The organism is Corynebacterium diphtheriae (assembly GCF_001457455.1).
In the GTDB taxonomy this organism is placed as follows: Bacteria; Actinomycetota; Actinomycetes; order Mycobacteriales; family Mycobacteriaceae; genus Corynebacterium; species Corynebacterium diphtheriae.
Genome location: NZ_LN831026.1, coordinates 1,534,255 through 1,553,659 on the forward strand (window position 1 = coordinate 1,534,255; position 19,405 = coordinate 1,553,659).

The 19,405-nt window shown below is 51.0% G+C and carries 13 protein-coding genes; all 13 read right to left on the minus strand.

What is annotated here, in order from left to right; translation table 11 throughout:
• Window positions 1-33: 33 nt before the first annotated feature.
• The 13 genes from rplS to smc all read right to left on the minus strand — a co-directional run bounded on the left by rplS (window position 34) and on the right by smc (window position 19,396).
• Window positions 34-375: a 50S ribosomal protein L19 gene (gene rplS / locus AT687_RS07425; protein ID WP_003852008.1), complete on the minus strand. Its 342-nt coding sequence runs from the start codon at window positions 373-375 to the stop codon at window positions 34-36.
• Between the two features lie 173 nt (window positions 376-548).
• Entirely contained in the window at window positions 549-2,825 is a 2,277-nt protein-coding gene (locus AT687_RS07430) for a Tex family protein (protein ID WP_014319163.1), read from the minus strand.
• 25 nt (window positions 2,826-2,850) lie between these two features.
• Window positions 2,851-3,219: a hypothetical protein gene (locus AT687_RS07435; RefSeq protein ID WP_041740524.1), complete on the minus strand. Its 369-nt coding sequence runs from the start codon at window positions 3,217-3,219 to the stop codon at window positions 2,851-2,853.
• On the minus strand, window positions 3,203-4,081 hold the full coding sequence (gene trmD, locus AT687_RS07440; protein ID WP_014310550.1) for a tRNA (guanosine(37)-N1)-methyltransferase TrmD: 879 nt from the start codon (window positions 4,079-4,081) through the stop codon (window positions 3,203-3,205). The genes AT687_RS07435 and trmD overlap by 17 nt, the downstream gene beginning before the upstream one ends.
• A complete protein-coding gene (gene rimM / locus AT687_RS07445) occupies window positions 4,081-4,581 on the minus strand; it encodes a ribosome maturation factor RimM (protein WP_014310551.1) in 501 nt (166 codons plus the stop codon). The genes trmD and rimM overlap by 1 nt, the downstream gene beginning before the upstream one ends.
• Window positions 4,582-4,709: 128 nt before the next feature.
• Window positions 4,710-5,183 (minus strand): 30S ribosomal protein S16, encoded by a 474-nt coding sequence (rpsP, locus tag AT687_RS07450; protein ID WP_014310552.1) that lies wholly within the window; start codon window positions 5,181-5,183, stop codon window positions 4,710-4,712.
• A gap of 232 nt (window positions 5,184-5,415) precedes the next feature.
• The gene (ffh, locus tag AT687_RS07455) at window positions 5,416-7,032 is read right to left on the minus strand and encodes a signal recognition particle protein (protein ID WP_014308468.1); all 1,617 of its coding nucleotides are present in this window, start codon (window positions 7,030-7,032) and stop codon (window positions 5,416-5,418) included.
• 108 nt (window positions 7,033-7,140) lie between these two features.
• Entirely contained in the window at window positions 7,141-9,294 is a 2,154-nt protein-coding gene (locus tag AT687_RS07460; RefSeq protein WP_014319165.1) for a [protein-PII] uridylyltransferase, read from the minus strand.
• A gap of 11 nt (window positions 9,295-9,305) precedes the next feature.
• Window positions 9,306-9,644, minus strand: coding sequence for a P-II family nitrogen regulator (locus AT687_RS07465; RefSeq protein WP_003852015.1), 339 nt, complete (start codon window positions 9,642-9,644; stop codon window positions 9,306-9,308).
• 156 nt (window positions 9,645-9,800) lie between these two features.
• Window positions 9,801-10,517 (minus strand): ammonium transporter, encoded by a 717-nt coding sequence (locus AT687_RS07470; protein ID WP_014319166.1) that lies wholly within the window; start codon window positions 10,515-10,517, stop codon window positions 9,801-9,803.
• A 102-nt stretch (window positions 10,518-10,619) separates the two neighbouring features.
• Window positions 10,620-12,170 carry a signal recognition particle-docking protein FtsY gene (gene ftsY, locus AT687_RS07475; protein ID WP_014319167.1) on the minus strand — a complete coding sequence of 517 codons (1,551 nt, stop codon included), beginning with the start codon at window positions 12,168-12,170 and terminating at the stop codon, window positions 10,620-10,622.
• Between the two features lie 75 nt (window positions 12,171-12,245).
• Window positions 12,246-15,806 carry a hypothetical protein gene (locus AT687_RS07480; protein ID WP_014302090.1) on the minus strand — a complete coding sequence of 1,187 codons (3,561 nt, stop codon included), beginning with the start codon at window positions 15,804-15,806 and terminating at the stop codon, window positions 12,246-12,248.
• Between the two features lie 104 nt (window positions 15,807-15,910).
• The gene (gene smc / locus AT687_RS07485; RefSeq protein ID WP_014319168.1) at window positions 15,911-19,396 is read right to left on the minus strand and encodes a chromosome segregation protein SMC; all 3,486 of its coding nucleotides are present in this window, start codon (window positions 19,394-19,396) and stop codon (window positions 15,911-15,913) included.
• Window positions 19,397-19,405 lie beyond the last annotated feature (9 nt).

The following is a 19,405-nucleotide window of genomic DNA, read 5'->3' on the forward strand; positions in this document are numbered from 1 at the left end:
CGTTTGGTGCTAGAGCACTGAGCAAGGAAGCTATTAGCGCTTTTCCTTGATCTTGGCTGCTTTACCACGCAGGTCGCGCAGGTAGTACAGCTTCGCACGGCGAACGTCACCGCGGGTAACAACCTCGATCTTGTCGATGTTAGGGGTGTGTACTGGGAAAGTACGCTCAACACCGATACCGAAGGAAACCTTACGGATGGTGAAAGTCTCGCGAACGCCAGCACCCTGACGACGAATGACTACACCCTTGAATACCTGGATACGGGACTTGCTACCCTCGATAACCTTAACGTGAACGTTGAGGGTATCACCTGGGCGGAAAGCTGGGATATCGTCGCGCAGCGAAGCTGCATCGACCTTGTCAAGAAGGTTCATAAAACCAATTCCTTACTTTTATAGGACAGAGGACCCTAGCGGCTTTTCCCTCATCAGGGCGCTCGGCCGGTTCGTGCCCGAGACATGAAAGCAGCCGTCTCTACCAGAGACAGACAACTTGAAGGATTATGCCAGCGAAAAACTGATATTTCAAGTTAATCCGCGCAGAAAATCTAATGGCCAAATCCTGCACGTTTCAGCGCATCTGCAAGAGATCCGTTTGCAGCGGGGCTATTTTTAGCCTTACTACCCGATCGCTTCGGTTTTGCACCCGAATGTTCCCGAGTTTCGGAACGCTGACGCGGCTTTGCGGGGTCGTCGTTAAGCCTCATTGTTAATCCGATTCGCTTGCGTTGTGTGTCAACATCAACCACCTTGACTCGCACCACTTGACCGGAATGAACAACCTGATGGGGATCAGAGACGAAAGAGTCTGACAGTGCTGATACGTGCACGAGCCCATCTTGATGAACTCCGACATCTACGAATGCGCCAAATGCAGCAACATTTGTCACGGTTCCTTCCAAAACCATTCCAGGTTTAAGATCTGAAATCTTTTCGATTCCTTCTTTAAAAGTCGCTGTCTTAAATTCTGGGCGTGGATCACGACCCGGCTTATCCAACTCCGCAACAATGTCAGTGATGGTCGGAATACCAAAGCGCTCATCAGCAAAATCCGCCGGACGAAGCGAAGATAAAACGTGGGAGTTTCCGATCAATTTTTCCACAGAAAGCCCCGTAGCTTCGGACATTTTACGAACAACTGGATAAGCCTCAGGGTGAACAGCAGAGGCATCGAGTGGATCCTTTCCACCTGAAATCCGCAAGAATCCTGCGCACTGCTCAAACGCCTTTGGACCTAACCGTGGCACCTTTTTCAAAGCTGTACGGTTGACAAAGGCGCCATGTTCATCACGATAATGGACAATATTTTCTGCAATGGTTGGGCTGATACCCGCTACCTTGGCAAGCAAAGGAACCGAGGCAGTATTGAGATCAACACCTACTGCATTAACCGCATCTTCAACCACTGCTTCAAGCGTCTTCGCCAAAGCCGTTTGGTTTACATCGTGCTGATACTGCCCCACTCCGATCGCTTTCGGATCAATCTTGACCAACTCGGCCAGAGGATCTTGAAGTCTACGTGCGATAGAAACTGCGCCACGAAGCGATACATCCATATCTGGGAACTCCCGTGCAGCAGTTTCAGACGCTGAATACACCGAAGCACCTGCTTCAGAAACAACCACCGGCGTAGGGCGTGCTCCCCCAGCCTTTTTCAATAGATCCGCTACTTCATGCGCCAACTTTTCAGTCTCACGAGAAGCAGTGCCATTACCGATAGCCATCAGATCAACATGATGTGTCGCACATGCCGAAGCAAGCGTCTGCACTGCTTGGGTCCACTGGTTTTGCGGCTGATGCGGGTAAACGATCACCGTATCGAGTACTTTTCCGGTGGCATCTACCACAGCGCATTTTACTCCATTGCGATAGCCAGGATCGAGTCCGAGTGTCGCACGCTGTCCTGCTGGTGCAGCTAGGAGGACGTCGCGAAGGTTTCGCGCAAACACCTCGAGAGCGCCGGCCTCCGCTTTTTCCTTCAACCTCATACGAACATCTAAGGCAGCAGAAACCTGCAGCTTAGTACGCCACCCCCAGCGAATAGCTTGAGCCAGCCATGCAGAATTGGTGTCTAGCTTAAAGCGATCAGCGATCATGCCTTGGTAGATTTCATCATCTCCGGCATCCAGATCAAGCTGCAAAACGCCTTCGTTTTCACCCCTCAGCAGCGCCAAAATGCGGTGACTTGGCAGCGAGTCAAAGGCCTCAGAAAACTCAAAATAGTCTTTGAATGTCGCCCCCTCAGTTTCTTTTCCGGCGACGACTCCCGCACGCATGGTTCCGGTGGAGTACATACGTTCACGCACATCACCTACGAGATCAGCATCCGTGGCGAATCGATCGACAAGGATGGCGCGTGCACCTTCAAGTACCTTCTTGGGGTCCTCGAAACCAGCAGTTATATACGGCTGAGCGCACTGCTCGGAATCAGCGCTTGGATGCGCGATGAGCTCATCAACCAGTGCTTCAAGGCCAGCTTCGCGTGCATTATCAGCCTTGGTTTTACGGCGTTTTTTGTAAGGAAGATAGAGATCTTCCAGTCGCGCCTTGGTATCGCACTCAAAAATCTTGCGACGCAGCTCATCGGTCAGCTTGCCTTGTTCCTCAATTGCTTCCGCAATACTGTGCTTGCGTTCTTCTAATTCGCGCAAATACGAAGCACGCTCTTCGATGATACGAAGCTGCGAATCATCAAGTCCCCCTGTAGCTTCCTTTCGGTAGCGAGCAATAAACGGCACCGTATTGCCCTCAGCAAGCAATGTCAGCGCCGTTTCAATCTGGGATTGTTTCACACCAAGTTCTTTGGCAATGGTAGCTGCAATCATTCGAACAATCCTAGCAGCCGCCTAGTTACACATCTGCCTGCCATGCGCACGCAGCAGTAACACTTGGTTCGATCTCACCTACTAACGAGGTCCCGTACCAGTAGCTTCCTTCTGGCAGCTGACGCACAACACATTCGGTGGCTTTTCGCAGTTCACCATCAAATTCTCCGGTAATAACTACCCTATGAAGTTGCTCTGAAGTGGGAGTCGTCCCATGCTCCTGCTGCCACTGATTAACCAGCATATTGTCCGGTTCACAGGTCAAATCGATTACTTCGGCACGAATATCCGTAACGTTGTATCCCACAGCTGAAAGTTGTTGTGCAATTTCAGACGCCACCTGATCCCATTGCATAGGAGAAATGAGCAGCTGAAGGTCAGTGGAGATTATCACTGGTGTTTCCTCGCCACAGGCCTTCTACATAGGCTTGGTCGTGTCGATCCAGCTCCATACCCTCCAGCAATTCTGGGCGTACTTCCCACGTGCGTTTGAGGGATTGTTCTCGCTTCCAACGTTCGATCTTGGCATGATTGCCGCTAGTGAGCACTTCAGGTACTTCGAGTCCACGCCATTCACGAGGTTTGGTATAGCTTGGGCCTTCCAACAAGCCGTCGGAAAAGCTATCGTCTTGATGCGACTGAGTATTTCCAAGGACACCTGGGATGAGGCGAACTACGGCTTCAGTGATGACAAGAACGGCAACTTCTCCACCGATGAGAACATAATCGCCGATGGATACTTCACGTACTCGATAGGTTTTCTTAGCATCTTCGATAACGCGTTGATCGATGCCTTCGTATCGCCCACAAGCAAAAACAATGTGCTCTTCGTTAGACCACGCGCGTGCATCTTCTTGAGTAAATGGTGCACCGGCTGGCGTGGGAACCAAAAGCAACGGTTTATCGGCTTCTGCTACCTCTGCGGCATCATAACCTGCAAATTGAATTCTTTCTAGCTCATCATGACGAGGCTTATCGACGTGTACGCGTGCCGAATCTAATTGCGCACCCATGTGCGCTTTACCCGACATGGTAGCTACATCATCAAGCGCTGGTCCCCACACCGTTGGCTTCATCACCATGCCTGGCCCACCACCGAAGGGAGAATCGTCGACAGACTTATGCGCATCTTCAGCCCACAACCGCAGATCATGAACACCGACACTAAGCAAATCTTTCTCGATCGCTTTCCCTAAAAGTGCGTGTCTTAGCGGATCAAGATATTCAGGGAAAATTGTGATGACATCAAGTCTCATTAGAGTTCCAGCAGCCCTTCCGGTGGAGTAATCACACACGTTCCAGAGTCAAGATCAACTTCGGGAACGATATCGTGGACGAATGGAATAAGAACCTCTTTACCGCTTTCAAGGGTTACTTCTAAAAGTGATTGAGCTGGCCCATGTATAACTCCGGATACTTCACCAATTTTCTCTTCTCCGTAAATAACGGCTAGACCTTCTAGCTCATGGTCATAGAATCCATCGTCGTCATCGTCATCGAGTGGAGCTGCGAAAAAGCGCATACCCCGTAGGCTATCAGCAGCAGTACGATCGGCAATTTCTTTAAATTTCACGAGAAGTCGATTTTGATGTGGTCGCACAGATGCAATTGTGAGGGAATGTTCTTTCCCGCCTTGCCGCCCGTTGAGAACTTCACCCTGCGCGAACCGAATCTCTGGTTCTTCCGTAGTTACCTCAATGGCAACCTCACCACGAATACCATGGGATTTCACCACACGACCAATCATTAATTCCATGAGATCTAAGGCTACCGCATGCCAGCAATCTTCAGAATCTCAAACCTCGTAATGATATGAGAAAACCCCACGATACTTCCCCTACCCGCAGGTAGGATCATTAAGCATCGTGGGGTTAAAAAACTGATTTACTCAGCAGCCTCTTCAGCTGAAACTTCCTCAGCCTTTGCAGCAGCCTCAGCCTCAGCTGCAGCCTTAGCAGCAGCTTCTTCCTTAGCCTTCTTCTTCTTTTCGGTGATAGCCTCAGCGGTTGGGCCCTCGTTAGCCTCTGCAAGAGCCTGGTTGAACAGCTCGAGCTTGGATGGCTTAGGCTCTGCAACCTTCAAGGTGCCCTCTGCACCCTCAAGGCCCTTGAACTTCTGCCAGTCACCGGTAACCTTCAGCAGAGCAAGAACTGGCTCGGTTGGCTGTGCGCCAACACCCAACCAGTACTGTGCGCGCTCAGAATCGATCTTGATTACAGATGGATCCTGCTTTGGCTCGTAGATACCAATGTTCTCGATGACCTTACCGTCACGACGAGTGCGAGCGTCTGCAACGACTACACGGTAGTGAGGAGTACGGATCTTACCCAAGCGCTGAAGCTTGATTTTAACTGCCATGATGGCTCCTTTATGTGGGTCACTGGGAAGTACAGACGTTCACCTTTTAGCGAACCGGTTCATCCCTTGATTTACCTGCGGTGACTCACACCGGCCGACCGTAGACGGTGACGGTATGACGCAGGAAAAGAATACAAGCTGCCCTACTACAGACAACTGCAGTAAATATAGTCGGTGCCGCCGACACTTTCAAATCAGAATGCGTCAGCAGCACCGCTATAAAGCAAATCTATTACTTCTTGCCTTGACCGAAATCAAGGTTGTTGAGATCAATATTTTCCATGCCTTTTGGAAGTTTAGGCATTCCAGGGAATCCTCCCATCCCTGGCATACCGCCACCCTGCTCCATCTGCTGCTGAAGTTTTTGCAATTCCGCCATGTTCGGCATACCCGGCATACCGCCCATATTCGGCATTCCGCCACTGCGATTCTTAGCAGGCTTACGTTTACCGTTTTTACCTTTTCGACCTTTGGGCTTCTTCTTGGTAGCACTACGCGATCCACCACCCATACCGAACTGGCCAGCCATTTTGTTCATCATCTTCTTCGCTTCAAAGAAGCGCTCTACAAGCTGATTAACTTCGGCTACCGAAACTCCTGAACCAAGAGCAATACGCTTGCGTCGAGAAGCGTTCAAGATCTTTGGATCGTTGCGCTCCGCTGGAGTCATGCCGCGAATGATCGCCTGAATACGGTCGAGCTGCTTCTCATCAACCATATCCGCCATGTCCGACATAGCTTTTCCACCAGGCAGCATCTTCAAAATGTTGCCTAGTGGCCCCATTCGACGCACCATCAGCATTTGGTTCAGGAAATCGTCGAGAGTAAGTTCGCCAGTACCGAGCTTTTGTGCAGTTTCCAGTGCTTGTTGCTGATCGAGTTTCTTTTCTGCTTGTTCGATCAGAGTCAACATATCGCCCATGCCGAGAATTCGGCTAGACATACGCTCTGGGTGGAAAATGTCGAAGTCTTCAAGCTTTTCACCGGTAGAGGCAAACATGATCGGTTTGCCGGTGACTTCTCGAATAGATAGCGCTGCACCACCGCGGGCATCACCATCAAGCTTGGTCAAAACAACACCAGTGAAATCCACGCCATCGCGGAAAGCTTCTGCAGTATTAACTGCATCTTGACCAATCATCGCGTCGATGACAAACAGAACTTCATCCGGATTAATGGCATCACGAATGTTACGAGCCTGCGTCATCAAGGCTTCATCGATACCCAAGCGACCAGCTGTATCGACGATGACAACATCATGCTGGGTACGCTTGGCTTCTGCGATACCCTGTTGTGCCACTGCTACTGGGTCACCATGGGATGTACCCATTTCATGATCACTGGAATCGATAGAGGTACCTGGATCCGGCGCAAAGGTAGGAACACCTGCTCGCTCACCAACGATCGTCAGCTGCTGAACAGCGCCGGGGCGTTGCAAGTCGCAAGCAACCAGCATCGGAGTATGCCCCTGTTCCACCAGGTGCTTAGCCAATTTACCTGCGAGAGTGGTCTTACCAGCACCCTGCAAACCAGCCAACATGATCACCGTTGGCGGGTTCTTCGCTAGGTTCAATCGTCGTGTTTCGCCACCAAGAATTCCCGTTAGCTCTTCATCAACAATCTTGATAACTTGCTCTGCTGGATTAAGCGCTTTGGAGACTTCAACGCCTAACGCACGATCTTTTATCCTCGAGATAAATCCACGAACGACAGGTAATGAAACATCGGCTTCGAGCAACGCAAGGCGGATCTCTCGGGCAACGGTATTGATGTCAGCCTCAGTAACCTTGCCCTTAGAACGCAACCCAGAAAGGGCATTGCCGAGCCGGTCAGATAGGGATTCAAACACGAGACGTACTCTCCTCTAAAACTTTATTTCTCCAGCAACCATATGACACGTGGAGATCGGCGATGCAGCGCAGCAACACCCAGACCCATTATCTTTAACGTACCTATGCTAACCGTTGGTGAGCACGCGGGTCACATCACGCTCAACTTTGGAGCGATCAAAGCCATCTTTCAACTCGCATTGCACAATCATCGTGGCACCTGGATTAGACATCCGCGCCCACTTAAGGTCAGGTAGCACTCCTAATAAGTGGCCTAGTGCAGCTCGACGATCTGTCGTGCGCACTTCCAAGATATTACCGACCCAGAAACTCGCGCATTTTCCACGATCTAGCGGTGGTAAGGACGAGTACACGCCTGACTTGTACGCCTGCTCAAATTCCGCAGAATCGAAACGCGTACCGAGTCGGTTATATACCCTCATACGCGTTGAAACTCCCACCGAGCCGTTTTCAGATGCTGGTTCATCATCCGAAGACGTCACAACAATTTCTGCGGATTCAATGTTCCATTCCTTCGCAGCTATCAATGCTAAGACGCGCACTATCTCCCTGACATAGTCACCAGACCATTCCACTTCTGCCGCATAGTTCTTCCCTGTTGGCAAGGTGTCTTTAACAACTGTTAAGGACAGTGGCGAGACAGCACTCAGCGATGGTGGATTAGGGACGATAGCGGTAAGCCGTTGCCGCGCCTGCGCGCACAGCTCTCGTGTGCCGTATCGCAGTACTGCGCTCCACACCCCAGGGGCAGTCCCCTGGGCATCCGCCTCAACAAGTGCCTCTAGCAGATCAAGAGTCAATAGGTCATAGTTGACCGCATCAAGGAGTTTGTCTATCGCCTCCGTGCTTGTTGGGTTATAGCGTCCAACAATGTGCGGAATTATGGTGTGCTGTGCGACTAGTGTCTCTACGATTTGAGTATCAGAGGGGTTGAGCCGCAACGTTGTAGCCATATCGACGACAAATTCTGCGCCGACCTCTTCATGACGACGCCCATACCCCTTGCCAATATCATGGAATAAGGCCGCAAGGAATAACAGATCAGGACGCGCAACTCGAATACTTTGCGCTGCACAGTTGGCTGTTACCACCATGCTATGAACATCAATAGTGTGAATATGCACGGATTCACGAGGCATACGTCCCCTAATATGCTCCCATTGTGGGATCATTACTGACCAAAATCCATGCTCGTCTAGTTCTCGGATAACTCGTTGACTATGTACCGAAGAACTAAGCAATGCAAAAAAGTTGCTAGCAGCAGCACTCGGCCATGTAGGTGGCATGCTAGGAACAGTTTCGAGTTGTTTCCACGTTGATTCCGAAATCGTCATGCCTGTTCGCGCGCTTGCTGCAGCAACTCTAAGCACTAAGCTGGGATCCTCCAGATTTGGGGTTCTCGACAACGCAAGAGTCCCGTCAACTTCGACAACATCAATATCAACTGGTCGACGTACTGCTTTTCGTACGCTACTTCGCCGCGGGAGCAGATTGCGCGCTGTAGACAATGCGGCATTAGTGGCATCATCGATAGTGCGTGCAGCTTTTGCCAAGCTTCTCGATAAGTCGTATCGGTCTTCACATCCCAAGTCCAAAGCGACGTCAACAGCAAATTCTGGATCGAGCACATCACGTGCCCTGCCCGCATGTTGATGAAGCATTGTACGTATGTTGAGCAATAGTTGGCGTTCCTCACTAAGAGGACGTTTGTCACAGAGGTTTCCTAGAGCTAATGCTCTGATCAGCTCAATATCTCGTAGCCCACCCCGCCCATGCTTGAGATCAGGGTGAGTCATGTCCACAACGGATCCAGAACGATTCCACCGAGCAATCGCAGTATCAGTCACATCGTTGAAATTTTTCTTCAGTTCCCGACGCCATTGCTCTAGCACGACGCCGCGGGTTGTCGCCGTTAACTGTGGATCTCCGCTGCAATGAGAAATATCTAGTAATGCCAATGCTGCCGTAGGTTCGGCAGAAATCATATCGGCGCATTCTTTGGGAGTGCGCACGGTATAGTCCAACCGGATTTTTGCATCCCAAATGGGATACCAAAAGTGTTCTAGCCCTGAAGGAATACTGCCTTCCGGATGTAAAAGAATAAGGTCAATATCCGAATAACTTGTCATCTCGCGTCGCGCCAAAGACCCCGTAGCGGCGATTGCACAACTAGGGGGAATCTGAAGCTGCGAGATGACAGCTAATGCTTGCTCACAGGCTCGTTCTCGGATATCAGCCGGCGTGGCAGAAAAAGGCATCATTGACAATGAATCTAGACCGCGCTGTCGCCGCGCTCGCCGGTGCGCACACGGATCAAGTCATCGACCGTAGTAACCCACACTTTTCCGTCGCCAATCTTTCCGGTGTGTGCGGAATCAACGATTGCTTTAACAACGTCGTCTAGCAAGTCATCATTGATCACTATTTCAATTTTGATCTTTGGTACGAAATCAACTGCATACTCTGCACCACGGTAAACCTCAGTGTGACCTTTTTGCTGGCCAAAACCTTGAGATTCGGTGACTGTCATGCCATGAACGCCCACTTGCTCTAGGGCATCTTTAATATCCGTCAAGGTGAAAGGTTTGACGATAGCCGTCACCAGCTTCATAGGGGATCTCCTCACGATGTTGTACCTCGACATAAGGCAACAGTTTTCACTCCTACCTCGTGCATACGGGGACTAGTTTAGCGAAACTCTGAACCAGCATTGTCATAGGCGGTTTCGACGTGGACAGCTTTGAAACCAGATGGACGCCTACGATGTCTAGGGTGTCGTCGTAACGCAATCGATATTTTCAATCAACCCCAAAAGCTCGGCTACCCCTGCTGCAGTCGTATTCATCCATGCCAATGCGGCAGTTCCGTTGGCTCCAAACGCTGATCCACCATTAAAACTCAACCATGCAAACCATAACAACGCCGCGCCTAGCATCACCATCGGAAAATTGTGCGGACGTTGCGGAGAGCGCAGAAAACTTCGACGCTTGCCGACGACCAATGCAAGCACCACGCCCGATACACCTGAGGACACCTCGATGACCGAACCACCTGCAAAATCGATCGGCGCAATAGCTGCACGCCCATCATGAGTACCAAATAGATGTGCTGCTATGTCTTCAGACGCTGCTGAAAGTAGGTCATCATTCCACACCATACAAACTAATGGGCAATAAACCAGAGTGACCCACAAACCAACAAACGTAAGCCATGTACCAAATTTCACTCGCTCTGCATTGGCACCAGAAATCAACGCGGTAGCAATCGCAGCAAATGTAAGTTGAAACCCGATATCTATCACATTGGCATATCCGTGGCTGCCGTCAACGATGTTCCTGTCGTCTGTGATCACTGCATTGTGCAGTCCAAAGAACTCAAAGGGATGCGCAAAAACTCCCGCGACACCATGGTGTCTGAACGAGATGGACCAACCCCAGCCGATATACGCCACTATCACCACGAAAAACATCTTAAAAATAGACATAAAAATCCCCCTTTCAGCCGTTATTTGAACAATTACATGCTCATAGAAACAACGATAAAAGGGGGACATACAAGCTTAAGGTGCATTAAGCACCACGGCACATCAGCCTAGTAAAGCGTCGACGAACCCTTCGACCTCGAAAGGCGCTAGATCATCAGAGCCTTCTCCTAAACCAACCAATTTCACTGGTACACCTAATTCTTCTTGGACCTGGAAAACAATTCCGCCCTTCGCCGTACCATCTAGCTTGGTCAATACCACACCGGTGATATTGACTACCTCAGAGAACGTCCGTGCCTGAGCCAGACCATTTTGGCCCGTCGTAGCATCAAGAACTAAAAGAACCTCATCGACGACAGCCTTCTTTTCCACCACGCGCTTAACCTTGCCCAGCTGATCCATTAAGTTGGAAGAATTGTGCAAGCGTCCGGCGGTATCAATAAGAACGACATCAGCATGAGAATCTACGCCATAAGCCACGGCATCAAACGCAACCGATGCTGGATCCGCGCCTTCAGCACCACGGACAGTATGCGCATTTACGCGACGTCCCCACGTCTCCAACTGATCTGCGGCTGCAGCACGGAAAGTATCAGCTGCGCCCAGCACCACCGAGTGCCCCAATGACACCAATACACGAGCAAGTTTTCCGGTCGTCGTGGTCTTACCAGTGCCATTTACGCCTACAACCAATACAACGGCGGGTTTGCCGTCGTAAGGCATCGCTTTAATAGACCTATCGAGTTCAGGCTTACACGCATTAATGAGGCATTCACGTAGCATAGCGCGGGCTTGTGCCTCGTTTTCTACACCGCGTTCCGCGATCAGCTGACGTAGCTGATCAACAACAGCCGTGGTGATTCCAACGCCAAGATCCGCCTGAATCAACAAGGCTTCGATATCTTCCCAAGCCTCTTCATCCAAGTCGCCAGCCGATAGCATTCCCAAGACAGACTTACCGAACACGTTATGGGAACGCGCGAGGCGCCCACGCAAACGTCCAATTCGACCAACTGCTGGATCAATGGAATCCGTGACAGCCTCGGCAACCGGTGCCTCTTCTACATCCGATGGTTCTGATACTTCACGCGCCTCAGCTGCAGCCTCAGCTACTACGTCAGCAGCCAGAGCAGCCTCTTGAGCCTCAGTCTCTGCAGCGTTGTTCGTATCAGGTTGAGGCTTGTCAAATTCTTCGAGTGCATCGAAATTATCGCGAGCAGCTTGCTCAGTTTCTACGCGAAGCTGTTCTTCCTCACGCAGCTGAGCAGCCTCTTCTACAACTGCTTGAGCTTCTTCTGCTGCTTTGTCTGCATCAGATTCAGATTCCACTTGGTGATCTAAAGGTTGCTCGGAATCCACAATGGGAGCTTCTTCATGCGGCAACTCAGGTTCCTGAATCGAGCCCACGGGCGGCGTAGCAGGGACTGCATCTTTAACAGCCATAGGCGCCTGCGCGGGCGCGAACGAAAACTCTCCTTGTGCTTGGTAGTTTCCAGATCGCTGCTGTTGCGTAAGTTGTTTCTGCTCTGAATCTGCGGCGGATTCGAAGCTTACGGTCTTCGCTTTTTTATTTCGCTGGGCAATGATCACGCCAATAACAACGGCGAAAATCACAACCACGGCAATAATGACGACTATCGGGATGAGGTTCATACATCTAATAGTGGCAAATTGCCGTGGCTTTTACACCTTTTGGGGGCTACGATAGCCCCCCGCAGCACTGATGCTTTACGCAATTCCTGGTTTCTTCATGGCCAAAATGATGGCATCTGCGGCAATGAGATCTCCGGTGACAAGATCAGGAACGATATCAGCAAGTTTTGCCCAACCGGGTGTTGCGGAATCGAGCGTTTTGTTCGAAGAAATAAATCCATGGGCATGCATGCGGGCAGCTAGAGCCAACACCAAAGAAACAACAGGGGTAAGCGACCACATGTTTTCTGGCGCGTTCGTATCAACACCATCGAGCTTGTCAAACCTGATTCGTGCCAGTGAATAAAGGTTCTTATCTGTGCTCCGCAGGGTACGTAGCAATGTCACAGCAGACTTGATGAGTCCTTCACTTGCCAGTAGCTCGTTTAGCTCAACACGCTTGTTAAACGTTTCAAAAACAGCAAGAAGTCGGTTGCCGTCGTCCATGATTAAGCCTGGCACGATCTTCGACCGCGAGAAGAACATCTCAAGCAATGCTTCTTGTTGAGCTTTTGCCATACCTGCAATAGCAACCGTGGATTGGTCAATACATGCTGTGTCCAAAGTGGTATCACGAGCCGTTTTGACAATCGCTACCGCATTTTCGCCGGCCAGCTCCTTAATTTCGGCTAACAACGCACGCTTTGCGACGACCCCCTCGCTCAGCTTCTTACCAGCAGGCGCAGGGGCATCTGTTTCCAGTTCAATCGGCTTACCAGATTGATCAGTCATTGCGTCAAGGGAGCCCAAGAGCTCAAGGACTGCAATCCAAGGTGCGCGGTGATGCGAGGACCCAGATTCATCGTTGGAGGCGGTGAACTTCGCACGAACAAGTCCACTTTCTACAACCCTGCCAGGCTGTTTTTCCGCTGGGACTAGTGACTCCGACAGGCCAGTAAGCGCTGCGCTGGGATTGCTTACAAATGCAGTGCGAACAGCTCGGGCGGACTCACCTTGTGCAACACCGGTAGTCACCATGTCCCAGAGCACTGGCATGATTTCGTTGGCATCAGGGACCTCTTCGGTCTCCCCTGCCAAGAATGCTGACAATGCGCCTAGGTTAGGATCCGTACCTACATAATGGCCAGGTTGATCCAGTGTTACCGCTGTCACGCCACTAGCAACGGGCGTTACCAATGTCATGAACGGATCTTTAATATGCAGCTGTGCAACTAATGGACCGGCGTCACGCAACTGTTCTGGAAGCACCACGCGACCATCGATGACCGAGAATGCGCGAGCGGTTTCCCATGGTGCGGTTGCAGGCCACACCCACACTCCGAGACCGCGCTCCCCTGCACCAGTCACCGTGATAATTCCATCAACCAGCTCCATAGTTTCCGGCTCAGTCGATTGAATGTCTGCAAGAGCAACCGACACACGACGATCACTCATCGGGTCCGTCCATTCAAAGTCGATACGACCCGAAGGAACGCTATTAGTCGAGCTAGCGATTGCAGAAATCGGCGCTACATAAGTAAGACCGCCATCACAACTCGACAGCTTGGCTGTTTTAATCGGTGCACCATGGTTGTTTCGTACGGTTACTTTAGGATCACCTAGCATCCCTGTACCACGGATGCGCAAGGAAGCCTTCATATCAACATCGCGTGGACGCAACGTGACACGGCTTGCACGCCACATTGGTGGCTCCGACACCATAGGCAATTCGAAATTCAAACGTGGTGGTGTAAAACGAAGCGGCAGCTGGTCGCCTTCTTCAGTGGAAACGACAAGGTCCGCTGCTGGCTGCTGAGGTCCAACCACTACCTCGTGGGGCTCTACAGCAAATTCTTTAGCCCCAGAACGCAAAGTTAAAACAGTCTCGCTTAGTCCGCCACCTGATGGAATGCGGAAAGAACGGCAAGCGCCCACAATGTTGACGTTTGCTTGCACACCTTCGACGATCGCAAACTCATGGCGGAAACTCTCGTTACGCGGACCGCGCAAACGTACGAGGTATTCGCCCACCCACGGAGCGTCGTAAAGCTCTGGATCGAAAACAGCAAAAGCGCCGCCTTCTGCAGGAATTTCTAGTGGCTCGGGCGCAGTAATTTCATCGCCTGCAACTCCAGCACCAGCGAAGGAAGAAATAGACAAGAACCATGTTTCGGTGCGCCCAGAAGGAGTCGGTGGAAACTCAGCAATGAGCGATTCCGAATGAACAGGAAGCCCACCGGTAGTTTTCAGAAAATCCACTGGCTCACTGGGAGCTAGGAACCGAACACGCTGCCGTGGATCAATACTACGCAGCGTTTCCATATTGGCATTTTTGCCAGGTTCTACCGCTGACAACGACGTCACATGAGAAACATCAAGATAGCGAGCTACCCATTTGTCCCATCCCTCAACAGCTGTCTCGGAATCGGCCACGATGTCATCACCGCTCACCACATCTGTCAACGTCACATCTTGAGGCGTAACCACGATAAGACTCTGGTGATGCAAAGCCACCTTATCTGTAACATTTGTGCCACGGGAGCTAAAAACTAGCGCAGGATCATCATGTGCCAGTACGGGAACAGTCCACGTAATTTCGTTCGTCTCGTCTTGAACCGTCAGTTCACGAACAGGCCGCTCAATATGAACATCCAATGATTCGGCAAAGCCACTGGTATCTCCCCATGGACTACCGGTGTGATAGATCTTTGTCGTGCCTTCAATGCTCACACGCCACGTAATCTCGCCACGAGTACCGTCATCGGCAATCGGAAGGCGCTGCTCAGGCAAGCGGAGATACACTTTGCTTCGATCAGCATCGAATAGAATACGAGGGCGCATCTCACGGCTTGCCACACCGACTGAAGCCTCACGATCAACTGTGCCCACGGGGCGTTCACGAAGTTCTGACACTACAGAGAACTCAATGGGGCGCGGCAATTGTGGTGTGAGATGTTCGCGCGAACGGTCAAACCACGAGTCATGATGGTCCACCGCAAATTGTCGAACAGCTGCTACACCATCAATAAGTTCTGTGATTGCGGCAGGCGCAATCTGTAATGCAGTAGCCAACAATGGGAGGTTTTCTTGTTGAGCAATCGCTGCAACAAGATCTTCACTCGACACAGCTCCTTCGGCATTGACCGCGTCCAAGTACTCTAACAATGCCGGAACTTCGTTGTTCACAATTCCAGCTTGCGTGCACAAAGAAACAATGGCTGAAAGTGCATCCGTTGCCTCTTGTGCTCCAAGGAGCTCAAAACGAGCTAAAGACTGTGGAATTGCGGCCATGATAGCAGCTGTTGCTTCATCGATGTCGATAACCGAAGACTCATCGGTTGCAAGTCCAAGGCCACCTAGGAATTCAGAAACAAAATCATCGATTTCGACTACGCGACGAGCACGAGCCACCAAGGTGGTCAATGTCAACGCAGGACTTACACCAATCAGTGCAGCGAAATCGGCACCAGCGAGCAACTGACGGGTAAGAAAAATGCCGTAGAGACGCTCAATACGCTCAAGTTCATCGTCGCTAAGCCCCGCGGCGATGACGAGTCCGCCTCCAGCCAAACGTTGAGCCAGTTCCAATTCGGTTTGCGATGCCCATCCAAGAAGTGAGTCGGTGAGATCTGCAATTGGATGAACTGGCTCGGTCATGAATCCTCTTTCTTTCGGTGTCTTGACAGGTCGTGAGATGAAAAAGACAAGACAAAAACAATACAACGAATTCGCGTGCGATCTTAAATCGTTCGCAGGTTAGTCTACTCTGCGGGTTGAGGCTCAGGAAGCTTGGTGACGTCTGGTGTCATTCGCTGCGAAATTACCCGCGTAATACCGTCACCACGCATGGTCACCCCATACAAAACGTTTGCTACATCCATTGTCGGCTTTTGGTGTGTAATAACGATCAGCTGTGAGTCATCACGTAGTTCTTGGAACAGTGCAATAAGTCGACGCAGGTTGACGTCGTCAAGCGCCGCCTCGACTTCATCCATCACATAGAACGGAGATGGGCGCGCACGGAAGATGGCAACCAACATCGCCAATGCAGTCAACGACTTCTCGCCACCTGAAAGCAACGACAGGCGCTTGACTCGTTTCCCAGGAGGTCGAGCTTCTACTTCGATACCAGTCGTTAACATATCGTGTGGTTCGGTGAGCACAAGACGTCCCTCACCACCTGGAAATAAGGTGGCAAATACCCGAGGAAACTCGGCTTCTACGTCTTTCCAAGCGTCGGTAAAAAGTTGCAGAATTTTGGCGTCTACGTCGTTGATAACGCCATGAAGATCACGTCGTGCTTGTTCCACGTCAGCTAACTGCGTAGACAGGAATTCATAGCGCTCTTCTAGTGCTTTGAATTCTTCGAGCGCCAACGGATTGACTTTTCCTAAGGCATTGAGATCTTTTTCCGCATTTTTCAGGCGCACTCGTTGTGCTCCAATATCAAAGCCTTCATGAGGTGTGTAATCACGCATGAGATCTGAAATCGCAATGCCTAATTGCTCAACAATTTTCTCGTGAGCTTCTTCAAGGCGTACCTGCGCTTGTCCTAATGACAATTCCGCAGCATGAGATTTCTCCGTTAAACGATTCGCGTTCGTTCGAAGCGCGGAAACTGTATCTTTCGCCGCAGACACTCGAGCAGAGATGACTCCACGTTGTGCGATCGCATTTTCTTTCCACTGAGTTGCACGAGCAAGCGCATCGTCAACACGCTCAGCTACCACGAGGCATTGCTGCGCCACCACGCTCGCAATTTCCGCTTTTCGACGCTGCCGCGCCACAGCTTGATCATGACGTGCCCTCGCCTGACGCTCATATTCTGCTTGACGACGAAGCCCATCACCGCGTCCTCGGATATGTTCGGCTTTGTCTTGTGCAGTACGTAGGCTCAACCGAGCCTCTACTTCCATAGATCGCATATGAGATAACGCAGCTGCGGCTTCATCACGTTCGCTGGTTGAAGGTTCCTCTTCTGAGTTATCTTCTTCTACTCGCGACAATCGATCAGAAGTCTCTTCCCACAGCAGTCGTAGTTGGCTCAACCGGTCTTGGGCTTCCTGGACCCGCAACGCGTGCCGACGAAGTTCCTGTTTCCTAGCTTCTGCCTCATGCGAGACAGCTTCTACTCGCCGAGATAAGTTTTCAACGACAATTTCTTGTTCGCGGCACACTGCTTGCGCCTGAGCGGACCGCACGCGTGCCTCATCAGCAGCCTGATGCGCACCGTTGAGCGTGCCAGCAAGCTCCACCCGTTGCAGGCGAGCTACTTCTAAATCCTTTTCAGCTTGGTCGATTTCAGCAGCAATCTCGACAGCAGATCGCTCTGCAGACCCAACGGCAACCCAGCCATGGCCCCACATCGTTCCGTCTACACACACAGCACGCAACCGCGGATCGTGGTTGACCACTTCACGTCCGTGTTCATAGGAATCTACGAGCACCACATCTGCCAAAATTTGAACGATCGTTGAACTTACCTCTGGAGCTAATTCAACATAATCCAGCAGCCACGAGGCGTAATGAGGCAAATCCGTAGCGAGTCGCCAATCATGGTCTTCGCCTGGAGTTATAACGATGTGACGCGCCAGTGATTCAATATCAAGTGCTTGTAGTTCAGCTGTTGTAGTTTCTCCTACTAGCGCCTCAGCAACCGGCCCCAACGCGGCCGCAATTGCTTTTTCCATGCCGCGCTGAGGAATAATGTAGCGGTCGACCCCATAGAAACTTTGCAGCTTTTCCCATTGTTCGACCGCATTTCGAGTCATCCGATGCGATTCGAGCGTCTCAATCTTGGACTCCAACCGCGATATCGATTTATCGATGTCGCTTTGTTGTTCTCGTAGCTGTTCCAATCGACTATCTGCGGCACGAGATTCATTCAGAGCAGCATCACGTGACTGCGATAATGGTTCAATGCGTGAACGTGCTTCTTGCGCCTGCGTTTGACAGTCTTTGTGCTCTGCGTCCTTGCTCCGAGCTTGAGCAGCTATATCGGATTCCGCTTCACGCAACCGCTCTAGCTCTGCTTCAGCAGCAACAATGTGCTCCCGCTGCTGACTTTCAAGAGTTAGGAGCCGAACAATTCCTTCGCGGCGATCAGCAATAGCACGAACCTGGGCCAAATGCTCTCGATCCGCACGCTGTGCTCGCTCCTCAAGCTCAGCAACATTGTCTTGGATCGATTCCAACCGTTCGCTCAGAATGTCTACGGTTTCTTCTGCTTCTGCATATTCGGCATCAGCGCGTGCAGCTTTTTCTGCCAACTCATCTGGATCCGGACCCGAATACCGTACTTCTGAAAAGTTTTTCGCACGATCCGTAGCAATCCTTTGTGTAGCAGAAACCCGCTCAGCTAATGAGGACAGTTCAAACCACAACTGCTGGGATTTTTCCGCCTCAGGATTAATCTTCCCCAAAGCATCTTCCGCCTCAAGTTGTGCTCCTGTTGCTTCTTCTAATTGTTCGGTGACTTCCTCAAGTTTTTCCGCAATGGAATCATGATGCGACTGCGCGTCTTTTAACGAGCTCGCTAACGAATGAATCTGATAACCAGCAATGCGCAATCGAGCATCGCGGACTTCAGATTGGATGGTTGCGGCCTTGCGTGCTGCCTCAGCCTGCCGAGCCAAGGGCTTGAGCTGCTTACCAAGTTCTGCTGTGAGGTCACTAAGACGATCGAGATTCGCCTGCATTCCTACCAACTTGCGCTGAGCTTTTTCTTTTCGTCGTCGATGTTTCAGCACACCAGCAGCTTCTTCAATAAAAGCTCGGCGATCTTCAGGCCGCGATTCCAAAATTTGAGATAGTCGCCCCTGACCAACGATCACATGCATTTCACGGCCTATGCCGGAATCGGACAAAAGCTCCTGGATATCCATCAGACGCGCTTTATGCCCATTAATTTCATACTCGCCGCCACCATCTCGAAACATTCGGCGAGTTACTGATACCTCGGTGTACTCGATAGGCAAAGCACCATCAGAATTATCGATCGTCAAAGTTACTTCGGCGCGACCTAGCGGCTTGCGATCTCCTGCCCCAGCAAAGATCACATCTTCCATTTTGCCGCCGCGCAGGTTCTTAGCTCCTTGTTCCCCCATAACCCACGCGAGCGCATCCACAACGTTCGATTTTCCGGAACCATTAGGGCCAACAACTGCACAGATTCCGGGTTCGAATTTTAGCGTGGTGGCAGACGCAAACGATTTGAATCCCTTAAGCGTCAGCGACTTTAAATACACTCGTGGGAT

Excerpts from the sequence above, each read along its gene's own strand:
- AT687_RS07430 (WP_014319163.1), bottom strand. The coding sequence starts at position 2,825 with ATGATTGCAGCTACCATTGCCAAAGAACTTGGTGTGAAACAATCCCAG.
- rpsP (WP_014310552.1), bottom strand. The coding sequence starts at position 5,183 with ATGGCAGTTAAAATCAAGCTTCAGCGCTTGGGTAAGATCCGTACTCCT.
- trmD (WP_014310550.1), bottom strand. The coding sequence starts at position 4,081 with ATGAGACTTGATGTCATCACAATTTTCCCTGAATATCTTGATCCGCTA.
- AT687_RS07470 (WP_014319166.1), bottom strand. The coding sequence starts at position 10,517 with ATGTCTATTTTTAAGATGTTTTTCGTGGTGATAGTGGCGTATATCGGC.
- ftsY (WP_014319167.1), bottom strand. The coding sequence starts at position 12,170 with ATGAACCTCATCCCGATAGTCGTCATTATTGCCGTGGTTGTGATTTTC.
- AT687_RS07465 (WP_003852015.1), bottom strand. The coding sequence starts at position 9,644 with ATGAAGCTGGTGACGGCTATCGTCAAACCTTTCACCTTGACGGATATT.
- rimM (WP_014310551.1), bottom strand. The coding sequence starts at position 4,581 with ATGGAATTAATGATTGGTCGTGTGGTGAAATCCCATGGTATTCGTGGT.
- rplS (WP_003852008.1), bottom strand. The coding sequence starts at position 375 with ATGAACCTTCTTGACAAGGTCGATGCAGCTTCGCTGCGCGACGATATC.
- AT687_RS07460 (WP_014319165.1), bottom strand. The coding sequence starts at position 9,294 with ATGATGCCTTTTTCTGCCACGCCGGCTGATATCCGAGAACGAGCCTGT.
- AT687_RS07480 (WP_014302090.1), bottom strand. The coding sequence starts at position 15,806 with ATGACCGAGCCAGTTCATCCAATTGCAGATCTCACCGACTCACTTCTT.